The organism is Pseudomonas sp. S30, assembly GCF_016518545.1.
In the GTDB taxonomy this organism is placed as follows: Bacteria; Pseudomonadota; Gammaproteobacteria; order Pseudomonadales; family Pseudomonadaceae; genus Aquipseudomonas.
Map to the genome: position 1 here is coordinate 249,287 of NZ_JACVTO010000005.1, position 22,413 is coordinate 271,699.

The 22,413-nt window shown below is 62.0% G+C and carries 19 protein-coding genes; 6 read left to right on the top strand and 13 right to left on the bottom strand.

All coding sequences use genetic code 11. The annotated features are described in order from the left end of the window. Positions 1-128: 128 nt before the first annotated feature. The 13 genes from fliG to IAE34_RS08360 form a co-directional block, all read right to left on the bottom strand. Positions 129-1,148, bottom strand: coding sequence for a flagellar motor switch protein FliG (gene fliG / locus IAE34_RS08300; RefSeq protein WP_200138387.1), 1,020 nt, complete (start codon positions 1,146-1,148; stop codon positions 129-131). Next, positions 1,141-2,916 (bottom strand): flagellar basal-body MS-ring/collar protein FliF, encoded by a 1,776-nt coding sequence (gene fliF / locus IAE34_RS08305; RefSeq protein ID WP_200138388.1) that lies wholly within the window; start codon positions 2,914-2,916, stop codon positions 1,141-1,143. The genes fliG and fliF overlap by 8 nt, the downstream gene beginning before the upstream one ends. A gap of 14 nt (positions 2,917-2,930) precedes the next feature. Beyond that, complete coding sequence (fliE, locus tag IAE34_RS08310) at positions 2,931-3,263, bottom strand: flagellar hook-basal body complex protein FliE (RefSeq protein ID WP_200138389.1); 333 nt, start codon at positions 3,261-3,263, stop codon at positions 2,931-2,933. A 106-nt stretch (positions 3,264-3,369) separates the two neighbouring features. Then, the gene (locus IAE34_RS08315) at positions 3,370-4,740 is read right to left on the bottom strand and encodes a sigma-54-dependent transcriptional regulator (RefSeq protein ID WP_200138390.1); all 1,371 of its coding nucleotides are present in this window, start codon (positions 4,738-4,740) and stop codon (positions 3,370-3,372) included. After that, entirely contained in the window at positions 4,737-5,957 is a 1,221-nt protein-coding gene (locus IAE34_RS08320) for a sensor histidine kinase (RefSeq protein ID WP_200138391.1), read from the bottom strand. The genes IAE34_RS08315 and IAE34_RS08320 overlap by 4 nt, the downstream gene beginning before the upstream one ends. Positions 5,958-6,082: 125 nt before the next feature. Continuing rightward, a complete protein-coding gene (gene fleQ / locus IAE34_RS08325; protein WP_200138392.1) occupies positions 6,083-7,558 on the bottom strand; it encodes a transcriptional regulator FleQ in 1,476 nt (491 codons plus the stop codon). A gap of 166 nt (positions 7,559-7,724) precedes the next feature. Then, complete coding sequence (gene fliT / locus IAE34_RS08330) at positions 7,725-8,021, bottom strand: flagellar protein FliT (RefSeq protein WP_200138393.1); 297 nt, start codon at positions 8,019-8,021, stop codon at positions 7,725-7,727. 22 nt (positions 8,022-8,043) lie between these two features. Beyond that, a complete protein-coding gene (gene fliS, locus IAE34_RS08335; protein ID WP_200138394.1) occupies positions 8,044-8,442 on the bottom strand; it encodes a flagellar export chaperone FliS in 399 nt (132 codons plus the stop codon). A gap of 133 nt (positions 8,443-8,575) precedes the next feature. Further along, positions 8,576-10,000 carry a flagellar filament capping protein FliD gene (fliD, locus tag IAE34_RS08340; RefSeq protein WP_200138395.1) on the bottom strand — a complete coding sequence of 475 codons (1,425 nt, stop codon included), beginning with the start codon at positions 9,998-10,000 and terminating at the stop codon, positions 8,576-8,578. Positions 10,001-10,080: 80 nt separating this feature from the next. After that, positions 10,081-10,443, bottom strand: a complete 363-nt coding sequence (locus IAE34_RS08345) for a flagellar protein FlaG (protein WP_200138396.1) — start codon at positions 10,441-10,443, stop codon at positions 10,081-10,083. A 71-nt stretch (positions 10,444-10,514) separates the two neighbouring features. After that, entirely contained in the window at positions 10,515-11,363 is an 849-nt protein-coding gene (locus tag IAE34_RS08350; protein ID WP_029612425.1) for a flagellin domain-containing protein, read from the bottom strand. Positions 11,364-11,933: 570 nt separating this feature from the next. Next, entirely contained in the window at positions 11,934-12,359 is a 426-nt protein-coding gene (locus IAE34_RS08355) for a hypothetical protein (protein WP_200138397.1), read from the bottom strand. Positions 12,360-12,746: 387 nt separating this feature from the next. After that, a complete protein-coding gene (locus tag IAE34_RS08360) occupies positions 12,747-13,682 on the bottom strand; it encodes a ketoacyl-ACP synthase III (RefSeq protein WP_200138398.1) in 936 nt (311 codons plus the stop codon). Positions 13,683-13,984: 302 nt separating this feature from the next. On the opposite strand from IAE34_RS08360, the gene vioA reads away from it, so the two are divergent. From vioA to IAE34_RS08390, 6 genes are all read left to right on the top strand, one after another. Next, complete coding sequence (gene vioA / locus IAE34_RS08365; RefSeq protein WP_200138399.1) at positions 13,985-15,103, top strand: dTDP-4-amino-4,6-dideoxy-D-glucose aminotransferase VioA; 1,119 nt, start codon at positions 13,985-13,987, stop codon at positions 15,101-15,103. Then, positions 15,084-16,376 carry an ATP-grasp domain-containing protein gene (locus tag IAE34_RS08370; protein WP_233631013.1) on the top strand — a complete coding sequence of 431 codons (1,293 nt, stop codon included), beginning with the start codon at positions 15,084-15,086 and terminating at the stop codon, positions 16,374-16,376. The genes vioA and IAE34_RS08370 overlap by 20 nt, the downstream gene beginning before the upstream one ends. A gap of 72 nt (positions 16,377-16,448) precedes the next feature. Continuing rightward, complete coding sequence (locus IAE34_RS08375) at positions 16,449-17,153, top strand: class I SAM-dependent methyltransferase (protein WP_200138400.1); 705 nt, start codon at positions 16,449-16,451, stop codon at positions 17,151-17,153. After that, complete coding sequence (locus tag IAE34_RS08380) at positions 17,147-17,872, top strand: WbqC family protein (protein ID WP_200138401.1); 726 nt, start codon at positions 17,147-17,149, stop codon at positions 17,870-17,872. Before IAE34_RS08375 ends, IAE34_RS08380 begins: the two co-directional genes overlap by 7 nt. 208 nt (positions 17,873-18,080) lie before the next feature. Beyond that, positions 18,081-18,848, top strand: a complete 768-nt coding sequence (locus tag IAE34_RS08385) for a hypothetical protein (RefSeq protein WP_200138402.1) — start codon at positions 18,081-18,083, stop codon at positions 18,846-18,848. A 57-nt stretch (positions 18,849-18,905) separates the two neighbouring features. Further along, positions 18,906-22,385, top strand: coding sequence for a glycosyltransferase family 2 protein (locus IAE34_RS08390; RefSeq protein WP_200138403.1), 3,480 nt, complete (start codon positions 18,906-18,908; stop codon positions 22,383-22,385). Positions 22,386-22,413 lie beyond the last annotated feature (28 nt).

The window sequence follows — 22,413 nt, forward strand, 5'->3', positions numbered from 1 at the left end:
CGCAAGCGTCGACACCTGTAGGCACGGGACTCACCCGTGGATGCATCGCCAGCCAGTCGCGGGGGGCGGACATCCCCCGCACTGGCGGGTGCGCCTGCCAAGCATAGACGCCAGCCAGGCGAGCGAAGTCAGATCATTTCCTCGGCGCCTTTGCCGCCCAGCACGATCTCGCCCGCTTCGGCCATGCGCCGGGCGATGGTGAGGATCTCTTTCTGCGCCGTTTCCACATCGCTGACGCGTACCGGGCCCTTGGCTTCCAGGTCGTCGCGTAGCAGCTCCGAGGCGCGCTTGGACATGTTCTTGAAGACCTTGTCCTTGACCTTCTCGTCGGCCCCCTTGAGCGCAACCACCAGCACGTCGGAGGACACCTCGCGCAGCAGCGCCTGGATGCCCCGATCGTCGACGTCGGCCAGGTTGTTGAAGACGAACATCAGGTCTTCGATCTGCTCGGACAGGTCGCTGTCGATGTCGCGGATCGCATCCATCAGCTGGCCTTCCACGGAACTGTCGAGGAAGTTCATGATGTCGGCCGCGCGCTTGATACCGCCCAGCGTGGTGCGCGCGGCGTTGGAGTTGCCGGAGAACTGCTTCTCCAGGATCTGGTTCAGTTCCTTGAGCGCCGCCGGCTGCACGGTGTTGAGCGAGGAGACGCGCAGGACGATGTCCAGGCGCACCTTGTGATCGAAGTTGCTCAGCACTTCACCGGCCTGGTCGGGGTCCAGGTAGGCGACCACGATGGCCTGGATCTGCGGGTGCTCATAGCGGATGACATCGGCGACGGCGCGCGGCTCCATCCACTTGAGGCTGTCCAGGCCGCTGGTGTTGCCACCGAGCAGGATGCGGTCGATCAGGCCGTTGGCCTTGTCTTCGCCCAGGGCCTGGTTGAGCATCTTGCGAATGTAGCCGTCGGAGCCGACGCCCAGGCTGGTCTGGTCGCCGACGATCTCGACGAACTCGCTCATCACCTGCTCGACCTGCTCGCGGTGCACGTTGCCCATCTGCGCCATGGCCACGCCGACCCGTTGCACCTCCTTGGGCCCCATGTGACGCAGCACCTGGGCGGCGTCGGTCTCGCCCAGGGACAGCAGGAGAATGGCCGCCTTGTCGACGCGGCTCAGCTTGGCGGTAATGGCTCGATTGTCACTCATCGGCGTTGATCCACTCTTTGACGACCTGGGCCACACGACCCGGATCTTCGGCCACCAGGCCCTTGATTGCGTTCAGTTGCGCCTCGTAGCCTTCGGTCGGGCTGGGCAGCAGAATGCTGCTCGGCCCACCGAGACTGACGCGGTCCTCGCCTACTTCGCCGTCCAGGGCAATCATTCCACCGAGCTGCATGTCGCTGTCGGCCGCCACGTTCTTGTTGCCGCCGGTGATGTTGTTGAGCACCGGGCGTAGCACGCCGAACACCAGTACCAGGATGAACACCACGCCCAGCACCTGCTTGACGATGTCCCAGAACCACGGCTGCGAGTAGAACGGAATATCGGCCAGCACCTCGCCGCGGTCGGCGGAGAACGGCACGTTCATCACCGTCACGCTGTCGCCACGGCTGGCGTCGAAGCCCACCGCATCCTGTACCAGGCGAGTGAAGCGCGACAGGTCTTCCGCGCCCCATGGCGAATGGGTGGTCTCGCCATTGGCACCGACCTTGACCTGGTCGTCCACCACCACTGCGACGGACAAGCGGGTCAGACGCCCCTGCTGCTGACGGGTGTGGCTGATGGACCGGTCCAGCTCGAAGTTCTTGGTGCTCTGCTGACGCTTGTCCGCCGGGTACGGCGCCAGCATCGGCTGGCCGGTGGCCGGGTCCATGATCTGCTGGCCATTGGCGTCCACCAGAGGCTGACCGGGCGCGATGGCACCGGCCGGGGTGGCGGTACCGCGTGCATTTTCCGGGGCGGCAGCGCCGGCTGGCGGCTGGTTGCTCAGGGCGCCGGGCACCCCTTGCGGCCCACCGCTGCTGGCTCGCTGTTCGTTGACCGACTGCTCGCTGCGCAGGGCCGGCTGGTCCGGGTTGAACTGCTCGGAGGTGGACTCGACCGCATTGAAGTCGACGTCGGCGGACACCTCGGCCTTGTAGCGGTCATTGCCCAGCACCGGCTGCAGGATGTTGTGCACACGCTGGGTCAGCAGACCCTCCATGCGCCGGGTGTAGTCGAACTGCTTGCCGGCCATGGTCAGCGCAGTGTCCTGCAACTGGTCGGAGAGCAGGTTGCCCTTCTGGTCGACCACGGTGACCTGCGACTTGTCCAGTTCCGGGACGCTGGTGGCGACCAGGTTGACGATGGCCATCACCTGCCCGGGTTCCAGGTTGCGCCCCGGGTACATCTCGACCAGCACCGAGGCACTCGGCCGACGTTCGTCGCGCACGAATACCGAGCTTTTCGGAATGGCCAGGTGCACGCGCGCCGCCTTGATGTTGTTCAGGCTGGAGATGGTACGCGCCAGCTCGCCTTCCAGGCCGCGGCGATAGCGCGCCGCTTCCATGAACTGGCTGGTGCCCAGGCCCTGTTCCTTGTCCAGGATCTCGAAGCCGAGGTTGCCATCGCTGGGCGCCACGCCGGCGGCGGCCAGCTTCATGCGAGCGCGCGACAGGTCGTCGGCCTTGACCAGCAAGGCGCCGGAGTTCGGCTCCACGGTGTAGGGAATGTCGGCAGCGGCCAGGGTTTCCATGACCTGCTTGGTGTCCATGCCGGCCAGGCTGCCGTACAGCGGCCGGTAGTCGGGCTGTTGCGACCACAGCACCACGGCGAAGCCGATCGCCACGCTGGCCGCCAGGCCGACCAGCAGGCCAACCTGGCGCAGCATCGGCATGCGCGAGATGTTTTCCAGAAACGCCATGCCGAACAGCGGGGGCTTGGCTGCGGGCGGTCCGCTCTTGGCGGGGGCGTTATCGACGACTGCTTCGGCCATGACTCAACGCGCCCTCAAACCGGCATCTGCATGATGTCCTGGTACGCCTGCACCAGCTTGTTGCGCACCTGGGTCAGGGCCTGGAACGAAACGCTGGCCTTCTGCGAGGCGATCATCACGTCGGTGATGTCCACGCCGCTCTTGCCGATCTCGAAGGCATTGGCCAGCTGGCTGGAAGCCTGCTGGGTATCGCTGACCTTGTTGATGGCCTGGCCGAGCATGTCGGCGAAGCTGCTCTGCCCAGGCGCGAGCTCGGGCGCAGCGGCGACCTTGGGCAGCGACATGGCGTCTGCCTGCATCGCGCGCATGTCCAGCATCAGACGATTGAATTCAACACCTTGGCTCATGAACTTCTCTCTCCGGCGGCCGCATTTTTTTGACACCGATGCAGCGGATAGGATGGATAAAGCAACAAAGGTGCCAGCCTTGGCAACGTGCCCGCCCGCCGGGCGCTCAACCGATCAGTCCAGCCTCCACGTCGACGCCGGCATCACGCATCTGCGCCAGCTTGTAGCGCAGGGTGCGAGGGCTGATGCCCAGTCGCTCGGCAGCCTCCTTGCGGCGGCCGCGTTCGGCGCGCAGGGTGTCGATGATCATCTGGAACTCGTGGCGGCGCATGTCGTCGCCCAGCCCGCCAGGCTCCGCTGACGGCGCTTGCCCAGGCGCAGGCGCAACACTGACAGCGCTTGGTGACAAGGGAATGGCACCAGCCAGACAAAAATCCGCCGCCTCGATCACCCCACCCTGCTGAAGAATCAGCGCCCGCTGCAAGGCATTGTCCAGTTCTCGCACATTGCCGGGCCAGGCGTGATCCTGGAGGCAGGCCCGCGCCTCTGCAGACAAACGTACCGGGGCATGCTTCATCTTCATGACGTGCCTGGCGAGCAGGCGCTCGGCCAGCGGCAGAATATCGGCACGCCGCTCGCGTAGCGGGCGCCAGGCCAACGGAAACACCGAAAGGCGGTAATAGAGGTCTTCACGGAAACGACCGGCAGCCACTTCGCCTGCCAGATCGCGATTGGTCGTGGCCAGCACTCGAATGTCCAGGGTGATCGGCTTGCGCCCACCGACGCGCTCCACCTCACGCTCCTGCAACACGCGCAGCAATTTTGCCTGCAGGCCCAGCGGCATCTCGGAGATCTCGTCGAGCAACAACGTACCGCCGTCGGCCTGCTCGAACTTGCCCGCCTGGGCGGCGATGGCACCGGTGAACGCGCCTTTCTCATGACCGAACAGGGTGGCTTCGAGCATGTTGTCGGGAATCGCCGCGCAGTTGATCGCGACGAACGGCTGATTGGCGCGCGTGGACTGCTGATGGATGTAGCGCGCCAGCACCTCCTTGCCCGTGCCGGACTCACCGGAGATCAACACCGTGGAATCACTGCGGGCAACACGCGCCGCCAGCTCCAGCAATTGTCGGCTGGCCGGCTCGCTCGCCACCGGCCCTTGCTCGCTGGAATCGATGTGCCCGACGGCATGACGCTCGACCAGACTCAGCAGCGCGCGCGGCTCGAACGGCTTGACCAGGTAGTCCACCGCCCCCTGGCGCATGGCGTCCACCGCACGCTCGACCGCGGCATGGGCGGTCATCAGCAGCACGGGCAGTTGGGGCTGATGGCGGCGCAGATGGGCCAGCAACTGGTGGCCGTCCATGCCTGGCATGTTCACATCGCTGATCACCAGGTCGAAGTTCTGCGCGGACACGGCTGCGAGCGCCTGCTCGGCGCTGGCCACGGCCTGATGATCGAAACCGCCGAGCTCCAGCGTGTCGCTCAAGGCCTGGCGCAGCGCGCGATCGTCCTCGACCAGCAGCACCTTTGTCATGCCTCCTCCCTCTCGCCAGGCGCACCCAGCAAGGGCAGCACGATCCGCACGCAGGTCCCACGACCGACCTTCGACCGCAGGGCCAGGCTGCCCTGGTGAGCCTTGACCACGGCCTTGACCACCGCCAGCCCCAGGCCGGTACCGGTCGACTTGGTGGTGACGAACGGTTCGCCCAGGCGCTCGAGCACCTGCGGTGCGATCCCACTGCCCGCATCGCTGACGCACAGGTGCAGACAACGCTCGCGGCGCCACAGGTGGACCTTGATCCGCGCCGGCGCCTCGCTGGCCTGGAGCGCGTTGTCGAGCAGGTTGAGCAAGGCGCCCACCAGGGTGTCGCGGTTGCACAGCAGCTCGCCCAGATGGGTGTCGCACTGCCAGCGCACGGCATGCCCCTGGACATGGGTCTGCGCAGCCTGCTGCAAGGCCTGGAACAGCGCCTTGGGAGTCAGCCGATCGTTGAGCGGCAATTCGCCGCGGGCGAACACCAGCATGTCGCGCACCTGATGCTCCAGCTCGTGCAGGCGCTCCTTGAGGTGGCCGGCGAAACGCTGCCGCGTCGGCAGTGCCAGCTCGCCCTGGTCATCGGCCAGGTGGCTGGCGTAGAGCATCGCCGCCGACAGCGGCGTACGGATCTGGTGGGCCAGCGACGCCACCATCCGCCCCAGCGACGACAGGCGCTCATGACGCGCCAGTTGCTCTTGCAGGCGACGGGTTTCACTGAGGTCGTTGAGCAGCACCAACTGCCCCGGCTCGGCATCCAGCGAACGGGTGGCGATGGACAGGCGCCGGCCGTCGCGCAGCGAAACCTCGTGGCCGTCGTCTTCGCGCGGCGCGAAGCTGCGTACGATGACCTGGCGCCAGAGTTGCCCGACCAGCGGCTCGCCCAACAGCTCGCAGGCGGCAGGATTGGCCTCACGCACCGATCCCTGGCCATCGATCACGATCACCCCGCCAGGCAGCAGGTCCAGCAAATGCTGCAGGCGATTGGCCAGCCTCTCCTTCTCGGCCAGCTCGGCCATGCGCTGGGCACCCACCATCGCCAGCTCGCCCTTGAGCTCGGTGACCCGCGCTTCGAGCAAGGTGTAGGACTGGCTGAGCTGAGTGGAAACCTGGTCGAACAGGGCGAACGCCGGATCGCGTTCAGCCCGGCTGTCCTGTTCGAGCGAAACGCGGCCGGACGCATCGGGGCGTCTGGAAAGGGGGGCGACGTGGGGCATCGTGCTCTCTCGCATGGCTGACCGTCATAAAAACGGTACTTCACCCGCGATGTAGCAATACCCGTGCCGGGGATGGGGTGATCGCCAGCAGCCCGGGCCGCCACGCCCAGGCCGCAGGCCGGCGTTCACTCCTCGGGCTGATCCTCGCCGCCCTGGCGGCTCATCCCGTACTTGCGCATCTTCTCCACCAAGGTGGTACGGCGAATACGCAGGCGCTCGGCGGCACGCGCGACGATACCGTTGGCATCATCCAGTGCCTGCTGGATCAGGCCCTGTTCCAGGCTGCCGAGGTAGTCCTTCAGGTCCAGCCCCTCGGGCGGCAGCATGGCGTGGCTGGAGAAATTCGGCGTGTTACCGTTGATCGCCACGCGCTCTTCGAGATCGCTGCGCAGGCTGTCGACCAATTGCTCGTCTTCATCGTCGACGTAGCGGAACTTCTTCGGCAGCTCGGCTACGCCGATCACGCCATAGGGGTGCATGATCGCCATGCGCTCGACCAGGTTGGCCAGTTCGCGCACGTTGCCGGGCCAGCCATGCCGGCACAGCGACATGATGGACGCGGAGTTGAAGCGGATCGAGCCGCGCTTCTCGTGCTCCATGCGCGAGATCAGCTCGTTCATCAGCAGCGGAATGTCCTCGACCCGCTCGCGCAGCGGCGCCATCTCGATGGGGAAGACGTTGAGTCGGTAGTACAGGTCCTCGCGGAACGTCCCCTCCTCGATCATGTTCTCGAGGTTCTTGTGGGTCGCTGCGATGATGCGCACGTCGATGCTCTGGGTCTTGTTGCTGCCGACCCGCTCGAAGGTGCGCTCCTGCAGCACGCGCAGCAGCTTGACCTGCATCGGCAACGGCATGTCGCCGATCTCGTCGAGGAACAGCGTGCCGCCATTGGCCAGCTCGAAACGCCCGGCGCGGCTGGTGATGGCGCCGGTGAACGCGCCCTTCTCGTGGCCGAACAGCTCGCTTTCCAGCAGTTCCGCCGGAATGGCGCCACAGTTGACCGGCACGAAGGGCGCTTCACGGCGCTTGGAGTGGTAATGCAGATTGCGCGCGACCACTTCCTTGCCAGTACCCGACTCCCCGAGGATGAGCACGCTGGCGTCGGTATCGGCCACCTGCTGCATCATCTGGCGCACATGCTGGATGGCGCGACTGGTGCCCACCAGGCTGCGGAACAGGTTGGGTTCACGCTGGCGGCCGCGCTCGCGGGCCTGGTCATACATCTCGCGATAGACCTGGGCGCGGTGCAGCGAATCGAGCAGCTGGCTGTAACTGGGCGGCATTTCCAGGTTGGACAGCACTCGACGGCGCAGGTCCTCGGGGAACTCCGCCGAAGAAATTTCGCCCAATAACAGCACCGGAAGGAACTCATCCCACCCAGCGACGGTCTTAAGCAAGCCCGACGCTCCGGCTGGGGAATCCACTGCGCCAATCAGCACGCAGAGCACTTCCCTGCTCGAAGACAGAGCCTCGACCGCCTGCTGCCAGTCAACACTGGAGCAGGAGAGGTTCTCTTCGCCGAGAAAATTGAGGACCACCGCCAGATCGCGGCGGCGTTCGCTGTCGTCATCGATCAGAAGGATCTTGGTTTCACGCCACATTCAATACCAACTTCCCTAGTCATCTCGGCGCCCGAAGGCGTTATCGACTGCATTCAGACGTCCATCACTTGGATCAGACGTCTGAAACTCGAAAACAGCCACTAGTTAAGTCAAAAAACAGCACACAGTCAAATTAATGGCGCGTGGTTTTCTGCATGCCCAGCGATCAGCTGAACAAATGGTATACCTTTGTCGCGTTTTTTGCCTGACGGATCTGCGACATCTCCTCGACCATCGATTGACGCTCCCCACTTGCAACGTCGATCAATTGCCGGTACACGCCAAGCAATTCATCAAGGCTAGCACGGACCTGGGCGTCGTTCTCATGGGCTTCGGCGAGGATCTCCTCGACGCACACACGGCACGCCAGGTCCAACTCGCCCACCGCCGCCCAGTCGCGTTCGGCGAAGGCCGCCAGCAAGGCGTCACGGGTCTGGTCGATGCGGGCAATCACTTCGCTCATGAACGTCTCCTGGTCGCCTGGATCACTGCTCTGCCGCGGCCGGATCGCCGATCGCGTCCCAGCCTTCCTTGACGGTGATCAGCAGCCGCGCCACCTCATCGATGATCGCCGGATCACTGTTCACGTTGGCCTCGATCAGGCGACGGCTCATGTACTGATAGAGGTTGTCGAGGTCGGCCAGGCTGTTGGCGTGGTTTTCCAGATCCAGGCCCTCGCGCAGGCCGCCGATGATGTCGATGGCCTTGCCGATCAGAATGCCCTTCTGTGCCACGTCCCTGCGCGCGATCGCGCCCTTGGCCTGCGCCAGGCGGTCGAGGCCGCCCTGCATGAGCATCTGCACCAGACGGTGCGGACTGGCTTCGGAGGTCTGCGCAACACCATTGACTTTCTGGTATTGCCGAAGGGCCAACATCGGGTTCATGGATCTACCTCGTTGCAGCGAAAATGATGACGTATACCTGTTGTATCGCCGCCCTGCAGGAAAACTTTAGCGGCAATGAAAAGGCCCGGCGCGTCAATATGACGCGGCCAGGCCTTGGGGACAAGCAGCAGGGTCAGCTGTTCTTCGCCTGCGCGTTGATCGCCTCGAAGATCGAGGTGATCTGTGAGGCCTGGGCCTTCATCTTGCCCAGCGCGGTATCGAGCGCGACGAACTTGCGGGTCAGGGACTCGGTCAGCGAGTCGGTCCGTCGATCCAGGGCTGCCTGCTGGTCGGTGAGGTTCTTGGCCACCTTGTCCAGGTTGGACTTGCGGGTCGCCAGGCTGCCATCGGTGGAGTTGTAGGGATCGATGGCCTTGTTCATCAGCGCAAAAATGCCATTGTCGCTGGTGAACAGGTTCTGCACCTCTCCTCCAAGCTTCTTGTCATTCATGGCCGCGGTGAACTTGGTGCTGTTGAACTCGAGCGTGCCGTCCTTCGAGGTGTTGATGCCCAGCTGGCTCAAGCTGGTCAACTGCCCGCCTGAAACCGCCTGACTGAGCACACCGCGCATGTCGGAAAGCAGCGAGCGAGTGGTAGGGTCGTTGGTGAGCGGCCCCAGCACGGTGACATCCTTGCCATCCTGGGTCTCGGTACTGGTGGCGGTCAACGAGGTCACGGCTTTCTGCAGGGTGTTATAGGCATCGACGAAGCCTTGAACGGACTTCTTCAACCCATCGTTATCCTGGGCCACGGTCAGGCGGGTGGATGTCCCGGTGCCGTCGGCGGCTTTGGCGCTGACACCCGTCAGCTCGAGACTCAAGCCACTGATCGCCTTGTCCACGGTGTTCGAAGCACTGGTGATCTTCAGGCCGTCGACCGTCAGTTCCGCATCCTGTGCCAGGGCGGTGATGAAGCCACCACCGGTGCCGGACATCTGCATGGTGCCATCGATGGTGAGCTCTGGAATGCCCCCCACCGAAATGTCACTCCCCGCGCCGGTCTTGGTGGAGGTGAACACCAGGCGCGAGCCACCTGCTTCATTGACGATGTTCGCGGAAATACCGTTGGAGGCCATTTCCTTGTTCACCTGGTCGCGCACACTCTGCAGGGTTGCACCACTGCCGATGGTCAGCTTGTAGCTGCTGCCGCCCTGGGTGATGGTCATGTCGCCGGCGCTGATCGCGCTGGTAGCGCCCCCGGACAACTGCTGACTGGCGACTTTCGAGCCCGTGGCGAGTTTGTTCACCACGATGTCGTAGTTACCGGCGACCGCCGTGTTGTTGGAGGTGGCCTTGACCACGGACTCGTTGCCGGACGTGGCCGCGAAGGCGTTGAACGACGGCGCCTTGGAGTCGTTGAGCTTCTTCATGGCGTCCTGGAACGCCGTCAGGGCACTGCGCAACGAACCGATGCCGGAAATCATCGCACTGTTGTTGCTGGTCTGACGCTTGATCTGCGCCTGCTTGGCAGCGGTGTCCGAAGTCACCAGCACCTTGACGATATTGGTAATATCCAGACCAGAGCCTACACCTGTGGAAGGTACGATCGGGCTAGCCATGCAGAAGTCCCTCTTGATGATGATGCGCTGCCCGAGGGCCGCGGGACAGGCATTGAAAACGAATTATCGCCCTGAAGCCTTCAGGCTTTGGCGTCGAACAGCACACTCTTGACATCGCTCAGGCTATGAGCGATCCGCAGTGCCTCTTCCGAGGGGATCTGCCGAATCAGCTCGCCGGTTTCGCTGGCGACGACCTTGACTACAATCTTGCCGGATTCCTCGTCAGTGGAAAACTGCAACTTGCGCTGAGTCTGCTTCATGAATTCTTCGATTTGCGAGACGGCGTGCTTGACGTTGTCGGCACCCTGAGGCGCCAGAGCATCTTTTTTCTTGTCGTCGCGATCATCGCGCGGCTGGCTGGCCAGCTGCGCCTGTTTGTCGGGCACCTGTTCGGCCGCACGCGGGGCCGGGTAAGACAGGTTCAGCTTGACGCTCATGTCCATGTCCACCACCTCGTAAATAGGCAGCGGGAAAGCGCCTGGACAGCGCTTCCCCGCCTACTGCCAGCTAGAGATTAGCCCAGCAGTTTCAGGACTGCCGACGGCAGCTGGTTGGCCTGGGCCAGAACCGAGGTCGAAGCTTGCTGCAGAGTCTGCTGCTTGGTCAGCTGGGCAGTTTCAGCGGCGAAGTCGGTATCCTGTACGCGACCACGAGCAGCTTCGGCGTTCTCGTTGATGTTCTGCAGGTTGTTGATGGTGCTGGTCAGACGGTTCTGCGCGGCACCCAGGTCAGCACGGTTGCTGTTGATGGTCTGCAGAGCGTTGTCGATGGCCGAAACCGCGGCGCTGAAGTTCGACTCGGCGGTGGTGCTGTCCGAACCCTGGATGTTGATCGAGCTGGTAACGCCCAGGTCCGATGCGGTGAACTTGGCGCTCAGGTCGATGGTGATCTGGTTGGAAGCACCGGTGTTGGAGCCAACCTGGAAGGTCATGACCGAAGCCGAACCGTCCAGCAGGTTCTTGCCGTTGAGCTGGGTGCTGTTGGCGATACGGGTCAGTTCCGAGGCCATGGACTGGAATTCTTTGTCCAGAGCTTGACGGTCGTTCGAGCTGTTCGAGTCGTTTCGCGACTGAACGGCCAGTTCACGCATACGCTGCAGGATGTTGGTCTGCTCTTGCATCGCGCCTTCAGCGGTCTGGGCAATGGAGATACCGTCGTTGGCGTTCTTGATCGCCATGGTCTGGCCACGGATCTGCGAGGTCATGCGGGTAGCGATCTGCAGGCCGGCGGCGTCGTCTTTGGCGCTGTTGATTTTCAGGCCCGAAGACAGGCGAGTCATCGAGGTGCTTACTGCGTCGGAAGCACGGTTCAGGTTTTTCTGAACGCCCAGAGAGGTGGTGTTGGTGTTTACGGTCAAAGCCATGACGAATTCCTCGTTGGATTGGGTACTGCGGCTTCCGGCCCTGGCAACTCGCCGGGTGTGTGGCCTAGAGAACCTTCGTAATGGTTATCGTCGGTGGCGCGGTTTGCTTTAGGGTTTTTCAGAAATTTTTTAATGGCGTCCTGCCACCCCAATGAAATCAAGGGTTTGACGTCAGAAAAACAGCGCACGTCCAGGGTAGAGAAATGAGGTGGCAGACAAACGGCCCTGAGTCACTCATCCGCTCTACGAGAAAGAGCGATGAATCAGCGGCGCAGATAGCGGGAGAGTGAGCAAGATCTGAGCGCATGCTTGCACCCTGCTCGAGCCCGGCAATACCCAAACCCACTCGATCGCCAAGAAGACCTCATGTCGAACTCATCAGCTGACCCCCATCAAGTGGGGCCTGTCCTACATCAGGAAACGCAATTCCTGAAATACACCTCGGCGGGGGGAGCAAGCGAGCACGAGCGGGCTGCAACCCCGCTCCAGGCAGGGGTCCCACACCCATCGTCGACCTGAATTGACTATCGTGCAAGACACTCAGCCTTCAGGCCAACGAATATCCCGTGATTACTTGGGCGCCTCACACGCTGCGCCCTTGAACGTCATTTTGTAGGTGTAGTGCTTATCCCATCCCAGAGGGAGTGCGCTGGGCGCTGCCCACTCCGTGTAGATACCACCCATGACACCTGAGCCAGTGAACCTACCGATCGAAATAGTGGCGAGGTTGCCGGCACTGCCCATCCCACTCATAGGTACGCTACCGTACCATTGGAGGTCATCGCCACTCTGGAACCACGCACCTTTCCAGTTGGCCTGCGTGCTTGAATACCACGTTTTGTCTTCTTTGAAACAAATGGTCTGATGGGCATAAAAAGCACCACTCGGCTCATGGTAATAGGAGAACTGCCACGCCCCAACGGGAGACGCTTCACTTGCCAATGCAAGTGCTGGAGCCGATGTGGCCGCCACAATTGCACACATGAGCCTGAACATAGGTTCTCCTTGATTGCTCAATTTCCCGCATTGGAAACAGTCCAGCGAGATTCCACTCCAGATCTCTCAGGCCGCTGACATTCCGTAATGGCCATCAACACAACAGCCGCTACACAGAAGCTATCTGGAGCACCGTGACGATACGTCCATGGATACTGGCCGTGCTGATCGTGATCAGTATTGCGATCAAAGCCTTACCGACCGGCCTACTCAGCGGTAGCAACATACACCAACAGCGCGCCTAGGTGGCTCAGAGGCACTCCCAGAAAGGGGAGCCGGGGCGGGGTGTGGATCCTGGCTATGCGCGTCGTTACCGAGGACCCTCTAAAAAATGCAAAAGCGCCAATCGCATTGACGATCAGCGCCTTCATCGCCTGGCAACGGGGCTCAGTCCGTTCGTTCCAGGATCGCCGACCCCCAGGACAACCCGACACCAAAGCCACAGATCACGACTCGCTTGCGCGAAGAATCGAGTACATGCTTCTCGAGCAGCAACGGGATGCTCGATGAAACGGTATTACCGGTTTCGAGCATGTCCTTGACGAAGCGCGCCTTGTACTCGCCTTCCTCGAAGCGCTGAGACACCGCATCGACGATCGCGGCACTGCCCTGGTGAAGACAGAACATGTCGACATCCGCCGCCTCCACCTGACTCGCCTCGAGCAGCGCGCTCAGATGGGCCGGCACCTTGGACAAGGCGAAGTTGTAGACTTGGCGACCGTTCATGAAGAATTTGCCATCGGTCGTGCGCAGGTGCTCGGCACCGGCACCGTCGCTGCCGAACAGCGACTTGCCCAGCTGCCAGTGAGCCCCCTCGGCCATCCAGGTGGCCGTGGCGGCATCGCCGAACAGCATGGAGGTATTGCGGTCCTCGTCGTCGACGATCTTCGAGTAGGGATCGGCAGTGATGAGCAAACCATTCTTCAGGCCCGCGGCTTCCATGAAGCCCTTCATGGCGTACAGGCCATAGACGTAGCCTGAACAACCCAGGGATACATCGAAAGCGGCCACGTGGGTCGACAGGCCGAGCTTTTGCTGAACGATGGCCGCCGTGTGCGGCAGACCTTCGGCGTCGCCGTTCTGGGTCACGACGATGAGGGCATCGATACTGGCAGGATCCAGCGACGGATTGGCGGCGAAAAGCGCTTGGGCAGCCTCTACGCACAGATCGGAAGTTTCCTGGTCGACCTGCTTGCGCGGCAGGAAGGTCGAACCGATCTTGCCGAAGATGAAATCTTGATCCTTGCCGAACTTCGCACCCTGGGCGTAGTTGTCGACGCCCTCGACAGGTACGTAGCTGGCGATACTTTTGATGCCAATCATTATGGCTTCCCGATAGACATGGCGGAATTTCGCGGGATCCAGTCCACGCAAGATGGACTGAGCTGCCGTGGTGACGGTCCTTCCCGCAGACTCAATAGAGTAGAGATGCCCGTTTAGACTGCCAAGTCACGGTTGCGCGCACATTTGTCATCGATCTGGACGTCCCGGATTGGCCAAATTCTTGCTTGAGCCCATTCATAGCGCCTGGATCGTCGTTTAAATGACGCCCGGGCACGTGCCTGCACGTGCGTTATCGCTCGCTGGGGCGACCTCTTTAGCTGTAGTCAATGCGAGCCATGTCCATGGTGAAACCCATCCCCGTTACCAGCCCGCTGCTGCCTCCGCTGGAGAGCTATCTCCCCTATCTGGAGCAGATCTGGGAAAGCCGTTACCTGACCAACTGCGGTCGTTTCCACCAGCAGCTCGAGCAGGAGCTGGCCGACCACCTGGGTGTCCGTTACATTTCTCTGTTTTCCAACGGCACGCTGGCACTTGTCACCGCGTTACAGGCCCTGCGCGTCACGGGTGAGGTGATCACTACACCCTACTCGTTCGTAGCCACCGCTCACTCCGTCCTGTGGAACAACCTCAAGCCAGTGTTCGTGGACATCGATCCGCACACCAACAATCTGGATCCGCAACGCATCGTCGAGGCGATCACGCCCAATACCACCGCCATCCTGCCGGTTCACTGCTATGGCATTCCCTGCGATCTCAAGGGAATAGAGTCGATCGCCGACACCTATGGCCTGAAAGTCATCTATGACGCAGCCCATGCTTTCGGCGTGAAGCTGCACGGCGAGAGCATTCTCAACCATGGTGACATTTCGGTACTCAGCTTCCATGCCACCAAGGTGTTCAATACGTTCGAGGGCGGTGCGATCGTTTGTCAGGACGAGAAGACCAAACGACGTATCGACTACTTGAAGAACTTCGGATTTGCCGATGAGGTCACGGTGGTGGCGCCTGGAATCAACGGCAAGATGAACGAATTGCAGGCCGCATTCGGTCTGCTGCAATTGCGTTACATCGACCAGGCGCTGGTGTCGCGCCGTGAGATATTCGAGCGATACCGCCTGGGCCTCGAAGGGGTACCCGGCATCGAGCTGATCGCCCCCTCGCGCGATCTCGAATGGAACTATGCCTATTGCCCGATCATGGTGGATAGCGAGACCTTCGGCATCGACCGCGACGCCTTGTACGATCGTTTCCGCGAGCAGGACATTCTGGTCAGGCGCTACTTCTACCCGCTGATCAGCGAGTTCCCCATGTATCGCAACCTCGATAGCGCTCGCCCCGACCGTCTGCCGATTGCCTCGCAGATCTCTCGGCGGGTACTGTGCCTACCCATTTATCCAGACCTAGACACCGATAGCCAGGAGCGCATCATCTCGGTGATTCATGCTGCGCGGCAGGGCTGAATACATGCCACTCAACGTACTGGTCTTCCCCTGCGGATCGGAAAACGCCGCGGAAATTCATCAAGCCCTGATCCATTCGGTCCACGTGCGGCTGCACGGTGCCTCGAGTGTCGATGATCACGGGCGCCAGTTGTTCGAACTCTATCAAGGTGATTTGCCTCGCATCGGTGACCCTGAATTCGATGACGCGTTTGTCGCGCTGCTCCGGCATTGGCAGATTGATCTGGTATTCGCCACCCATGACACTGTCCAGGCGTATCTGAGCCAAGCCAGGGAGCGCTTCGGCGTCGGGCTGATCAATGATGACGCGCGGACATGTGCCATCGCTCGACGAAAGTCGCTGACCTACGCCGAGTTTGCCGACCAGCCCTGGGTACCGGACGTCTATACCGACACGGCGCAAGTGGTGCGCTGGCCCGCGGTGACCAAGCCAGACCTTGGCCAGGGCGGACAAGGTTTCGCGCTCGTAGCCGGTCCCCAGGCCGCCTTGGCGGCGATGGCTGCAACGACGCTGCCGTTGCTGGTCGAGTACTTGCCTGGCGAAGAAATCACCGTGGATTGTTTCACCGACTTCGAACACGCGCTGCGCTGGGTCGGTCCACGCGCTCGCGAGCGCGTCAGAGCCGGTATCTCAATGCGCAGCACGTTCCCGGCAGCAGATCCACAGATCACGCAGATCGCAGAAGTGATCAACCAGCGCCTCCGACTCCGTGGACCCTGGTTCTTCCAACTCAAGCGCGACCATTCGGATCGCTGGAAGCTGCTGGAGATCAGCTGCCGGGTGGCGGGATCCATGGTGGCCCAGCGCGCGCGCGGGGTGAACCTGCCGCTGATGGCTGTGCATGATCGCCTGGGCCGCAAAGTCAGTGCCTTGCCTCAATACGCTGTGGATCTGGTCGAACGACGTATCCTCACCGTGGCGCAGATGAACCAGCCGTTCGATACCGTCTACATCGATTTCGACGAAACCGTGATACGCGACGGCTCGGCCATCGCCTCTACACTGTACTTCCTGTATCGCATGCTGGCCAAAGGCAAACGGTTGGTCCTGCTCACCCGCCATGCGGGCGATCCGCTGATCACCTTGCGCAAGGCACGCATCGCGGCCGAACTGTTCGACGAAATCATTCACATCACCGACGACCGCGCGAAATCTTCATTCATCGTCGGCAAGGCGATTTTCATCGATAACCACTTCCCTGAACGCCTGGATGTGGCGACCCATTGCGGTATTCCGGTGTTCGATGTGGATGCCCTGGAGTTCATCTCATGATTGCTTTGAAGCCTGGGCCGCTCCGCCCTCTTCTTTCGAACAAAGCGCTTTTCCTGCGACAAGAGGCACATCATGTTTGAACTGCTGGACAGCAAGCGTTTCCCCGCCCACTACCAGACGCTGGAGACCCAGCGCGTGGAACGCTTGCTGGGCGAGTGGTCGGCAGACCATCGTCAATCGCTCAGAGTCCTGGACTACGGGATGGGACGCGGGAAGTACCTGCGCCTGTTTCGCCAGTGGGGCCTGCAACCCGTAGGCGTGGACATCAATCGCGACTACATCGACCAGGCCATCGAGGACGGGTTCGAGGCCTATCACGAGTCCCAGCTCGAGTCCCTGCAACAACGCTTCGACGTGATCTTTCTCAGCCACTTGATCGAACATCTGGATCCGACGCAATTGCTGGCGCTGCTCGAGCGCTTGATCGACTTGCTCGCACCAGGCGGGCGCCTGATCATGATCAGCCCGGTGCTGGGAGAACGGTTCTTTCACGACTTCTCTCATGTGCGGCCCTACTATCCGCAGAGCATCCGTCACGCCTTCGGGCAATCCAACGCACCGCTCTCGTTCGGCGCGAGCGAGCGCATTGTGCTCAGCGACATCCATTTCTTCCGAGACCCCTACAGGACCCGCTTGTGGCGATCGTTCTATGTCGAGAAGAGCGCGCTGCATCCGTTTACCCGCTGGCTCAATCGAGGGTTCGACATAGCTTGGCGGGCCTCCAGCGGACACCTCGGCGTCACGGCTTCATGGCTAGGGGTGTATCAACGATGCTGAACGCTGGCCGCACTCGCAAGCGCGTGGTGTTGATGCAACCTTACCTGCTTCCTTACCTGGGTTATTACCAACTACTGGGCGCAGCGGAGCTGTTCGTCAGCTATGACACCGCTCAATTCATCAAAAATGGCTGGATCGAACGCAACCGCTACCTGTTGGATGGCGAACCCCGATGGTTCAACGTGGCGCTTGAGAAAAGCAGCCACACTCTGCCCATTCTGCACAAGCGGATCAGCAAGGGATTCGATGTCCGGGACCTCATCAACAAGCTCGCCCACGCCTATCGCAAGGCCCCCAACGCATCGTTCGTGCTCTCATGGTTGCAGCCATTGCTCGAAGAACCTGCCGCGAGTATCGCCGAGCTCAACATACGGGTGCTCAAGGCCAGTTGCGCCCTGATCGGCGTGACCACGCCCATCATCACTGCCAGCGAACTGGAAAACGAAGCAGGCCTCAGCGGTCAGGCGCGCGTGCTGGCGTTGATGAAAGCCGTGGGCGCCAGTCATTACCTGAACCCTTCAGCGGGCGCCTTTCTCTATGATGCGGGCGCGTTCAGCGCTGCGGGCATGCAGTTGCAACTGCTCCAGGCGCGGCTACCCAGCTACCGGCAAGGCAGCCAGGACTTCAAGCCTGGACTGTCCATTCTCGATGCCTTGATGTTCAATCCTGCGCACACGGTTGGTGAATGGGCCAGACAGGGGGTCATTACAGATGCCTGAAGCGATTGGCGGCTATTTCGAGCTGGAACTGCGCACAGGCCTCACGCCTTACCCAGACGCCGTCGGCTTCAACTGCGCACGCTCTGCGCTAACGGCTTTGCTGCAGGCAAGAGCAGCCCCTTGCCTGCACTTACCCCATTACATCTGCCACGCTGTCGTAGAGGCCGCCCAGGCAGCTGGCAGCCGACTTCAGCCCTACGCGATCGACATGAAGCTCGAATTACCGCAACTGCCGGAACTCGACGCGGGCGAGCGCTTGCTCTACGTCAACTATTTCGGACTCAAAGACGCTTATGTCGAAGAAGTGCTGGCTCCCCACTACGGCGATCGCCTGATTGTCGATAACTCACAGGCGCTGTTCAGCACGCCATTGCCAGGTATCGCCACACTCTACTCACCACGAAAATTCGTCGGCGTCGCCGACGGCGGCTGGCTGGCCAACCCGCCAGACCGTCTAGGAACATTGCCACCCAGCCAGTCCACACACCGCTTCGGCGCGCTGCTGGGTCGCCTGGAATCCTCTCCCGAGGATCACTACCTCGCCTTCGCCGAAGCTGAAAAAGCCCTGTGCCTGACCCCTGTCTCGGCGATGTCGAACAGTACCAGGCGCCTGCTCGACAGCTTGGACTATACGACGATCGCCGACCGCCGCAAGGCCAACTTCACCTACTTGCGCGAAGCCCTCGACCGCTACAACCAGTTCGAGCCTGGCCTGACTGCCGTTCAGGCAGTCGCATTGTGCTATCCACTGCTGCTGGGCTCGAAGGCACAGACGCAGCATGTGCGCCAAGCGCTGCGTACCGAGCGAATCTTCATCCCCTGCTACTGGCCGGAAGTGGCCGATGCCGCGCACAGCCCAGACCTGGAAAGGCATTTGGCAGACTGTGTACTCCCGCTGCCTGTCGATCAGCGTTACGGCCACGAGCACATGCAAAGGCTCGTCGACCGCGTGCATTGGCACATGAGCACCTACTGAGCGCCTACTTCAATGACGGCATGGCCCTGTGGACCAGCCTTAGCAACAGGACCTTTCATGACTGCGCAAGCATTGCACCGCACACAGGGTAATCCTTACTACATCTACGCGCCCGACTACCGTGATACATCCTCGGGCGTGTGCGTCATGCATTACCTATGTCACGCGCTTAACGTCAGCGGACAAGAGGCGTACGTGGTGGGATGCACAGTCGTCAATCCCAACCTGCGCACGCCTGCACTGACGGACGTGGTTCGACACGTACACACCTCACGAGGCGCATCTCCGATCGCCGTATACCCCGAGGTCATCAGCGGCAATCCGCTGGGTAGCCCCGTGGTGGTGCGCTACATGCTCAACCGCGATGGATTCCTCAACGGCCGTGAAGTGGACGGACAACCGAGCGACCTTTACTACTACTACGCTCATGATTTTGCCGACGGCAAACGCCTGTACGACATGCTCACCCTGCCGACGATCGACTCGACGCTGTTCGCACCACTGGCACAGCCGATCGCCCGGCGCGGGCACTACCTCTACCTGCATCGGTTCGATGCGCAGCAAGTGGACTACAGCCTGCTGCCAGCAGGCGTGCAAGTGCTCAGCCTCAGCAAACCACGCTCGCTCCCGGAGCTTGCCGCGCTGTTCCAGAGCGCGCAAACGCTCTACAGCTACGAAATTTCGGCTACCTGCACCATGGCCCTGATGTGCGGCTGCCCGGTGATCTACCTGCGCGGTGGCCACGTGCATGAGTTGCCATTCACCGAGCACATTGGCGACGCGGGTGCCGCTTTGCTCGAAGAGCCCGGAGGAATCGAGCGCGCGCGTCAGTCAGTCGGTCTTGCCCGCCAGCGACTGCTGCGCATGGAAGATGAATTCTGGCCCCAGCTGCGTGCCTTTATCTCCCATACCCAGCGCGCGGCAGCCGAGCACTCGGTTAGCCATCAGATGCCCAGCGTCCGTGACTGGCTGCTTCATCGCCAGCTTGGCCCCGTGCAGCAGGTACTCGTCGATGCGCGACGCGATGCCCTCACTGACCAGACCCGACTGAGCGTGGTGGTCAGCGATACCGTCGGCGAGCGCCAGGCGCTGTGCGATACACTGGAGAGCCTGACGCTGTGGAGTGCCAGCAGCCCACTGCGATTGCGCATCTACGTCGTCAGTCGACAGCCCCTACCCGCCATGCTCGCCAGCAACGTCCAGTGGATCGACGCCGAGCCAGAAGCCGAGTTGCTCAACCAGATTGCCGAGCACGACGACGGCCAATGGCTGCTGCTGCTGGAATCGGGCGAGGAGTTGCTGCCCAGCGGCTGCGTCATGCTGGATCTCGAACTGCCAGGCGCGCAGGGCTGCCGCATGCTCTATGCCGATGAAATCTATCGCAGTGCGGGGGGCGCCAGTCCGGTCCTGCGCCCGGACATGAACCTGGATTACCTGCTGTCGATGCCGGCGGTAATGGCACGGCACTGGATCATTCGCAGGGACGTGCTGCTGGAGGTCGGCGGTTTCGACAAGCAGCTGCCCAACGCTCTCGAACTAGGCATCATTCTGCGACTGATCGAGGCTCATGGCCTCGATGGCATCGGTCACCTGGACGAACCACTGGTCATCTGCAACGCCGCTGACATGGCAGCGAATGCGGATGAAATCGGCCAGATCCGCCGCCATTTGATTGCCAGGAACTACCCCCAGTCGCAGGTGACTGAACAGCCTTCGCGCCACTACCACATCGACTATGGCCATGGCGGGCAACCTACGGTTTCGATCCTGATTGCGGTACGCGATCAACTGGACCTGGCGCGGCGCTGCGTCGACAGCCTGCTGTCGAAAACGCGCTACAGCGCCTTCGAACTGATACTGCTCGACAGCGCCAGCCAGGATCCGAAGCTGCAAGCGTGGTTCGAACAGCTCGTGGTCGCCGGGCAGGGTTTGATCAAAGTAATCCGCGACGAGGCCGCCCTCAACTTCAGTGCGCTCTACAACCTCGGCGCCCGCCACGCACAGGGCGACTTCCTGCTGTTGCTGAACAATGACTGCGTGATGTTCGAGGAGCAATGGCTGGAACATCTGCTCAACCACGCCATGCGTCCGGAAGTGGGCATCGTCGCGCCGAAGTTGCTCGACATCGAAGGCAAGCTCGCCCATGCAGGCTATGTGCTGGGGCTCAATGGCAGCGCCGCCAGCCCCGGCGTCGGCGTGGAGAACAGCGAAGGAGGTTACTTGCAGTACCTGCTGGTGGACCGCGACGTCAGTGCGGTCAGCGGCGCGTGCCTGATGATCGGGCGCGAGCTCTTCGAGTCCCTTGGGGGCATGGACGAGTCTGCCTTCGCACTGCGTTTCAATGACCTGGACCTGTGCCTGCGTGCCCGTGCCCAGGGCCTGCTGAACGTCTGGAGCCCCCGCGCCCTGGTGGCCTGCGAGCGCGTGAACGGCTGGAGCGATGAGCTGCGCAAAACCGACCTGCGTGCACGCCTGCGCCAGGACGAGAAAAACCTGCATACTCGCTGGCAGGACGCGTTGGTACACGACCCCGCCTATAACAAGAACCTGTCGCTGCGAGGCCCCGGTCACGAGCTGCCCGCGCTCTACGCCCTGACCTGGCGCCCACTGAGCTGGCGTCCACTGCCTGTGGTCCTGGTGCATGCTGACGGCGAACGTCCACAGCGATGCAGCGACGCCTTCGAGCAACTGCTCGAACACGGCCAGATCGATGGCTGCTCGATACCGGTGGTGCTCTACGACGCCGAACTTCGACGCTTGAATCCGGACGTGGTGGTGTTCGCGCACGTCGCCGACCCGGCTCGTATTGCATCCATGAGCGCCCATTACGCTCGGCACCCGGCGTTCAAGGTGCTGGAAGTCGAGGAGCTGCCCCAGGATGAGCGAGCCTGGCTAATGCTGCGCGATGCCCTCGCAGTTGTGGATCGTGTGGTGGTAGCGACTGCGCAACAGGCGCATCACCTCGCCCCCATGCACAGGGATGTTCAGCTTCGACCGACGCGTCTGATGCCGTCGTGGCATGAGGCAGTGATCGCACGCCCTTTGCCAGAGAAGCTGCGAATCGGCTGTCCGGTGCAGCCGGAAACCTTGGCGACGGTCGAACCGATCTTGCGGGCTTGCGCAGGTCGCGCGCAGTGGGTGCTGTGGGGAGAGGTTCCGGCGCATCTGGCGTCGCTGGTGGAGGAAGTCCATCATCACGACATGGCCTCACGGCCCGAACTGCTGCACAGCCTGGCGCTGGATCTTGCGCTGGTTCCCCTGTCACCTGGCGCATCGCCGCCGCCCGAACTGGCCTTGCGCCTGGCTGCCAGTGGCGTAGCGCTCATCAGCAATGACGATCAGGCACCGGTTCGTGATTGGCCGATCACCAGGGTCGACAACGGTAGTGAGCATTGGATCGAGGCTCTGGACGCCTACCTGCAAGCCCCGCAGAACGCCAGGGCAGCAGGGCTACGGCTACGGCAGGTGGTCGAAGGGGACGGTTTCTTCGACGCGAGTCACCGAGAGGTCTGCCTGCGCTGCTGGACGCGACCCTAGTAGCCTTGAGCGCGGCCGTTGGTAGACG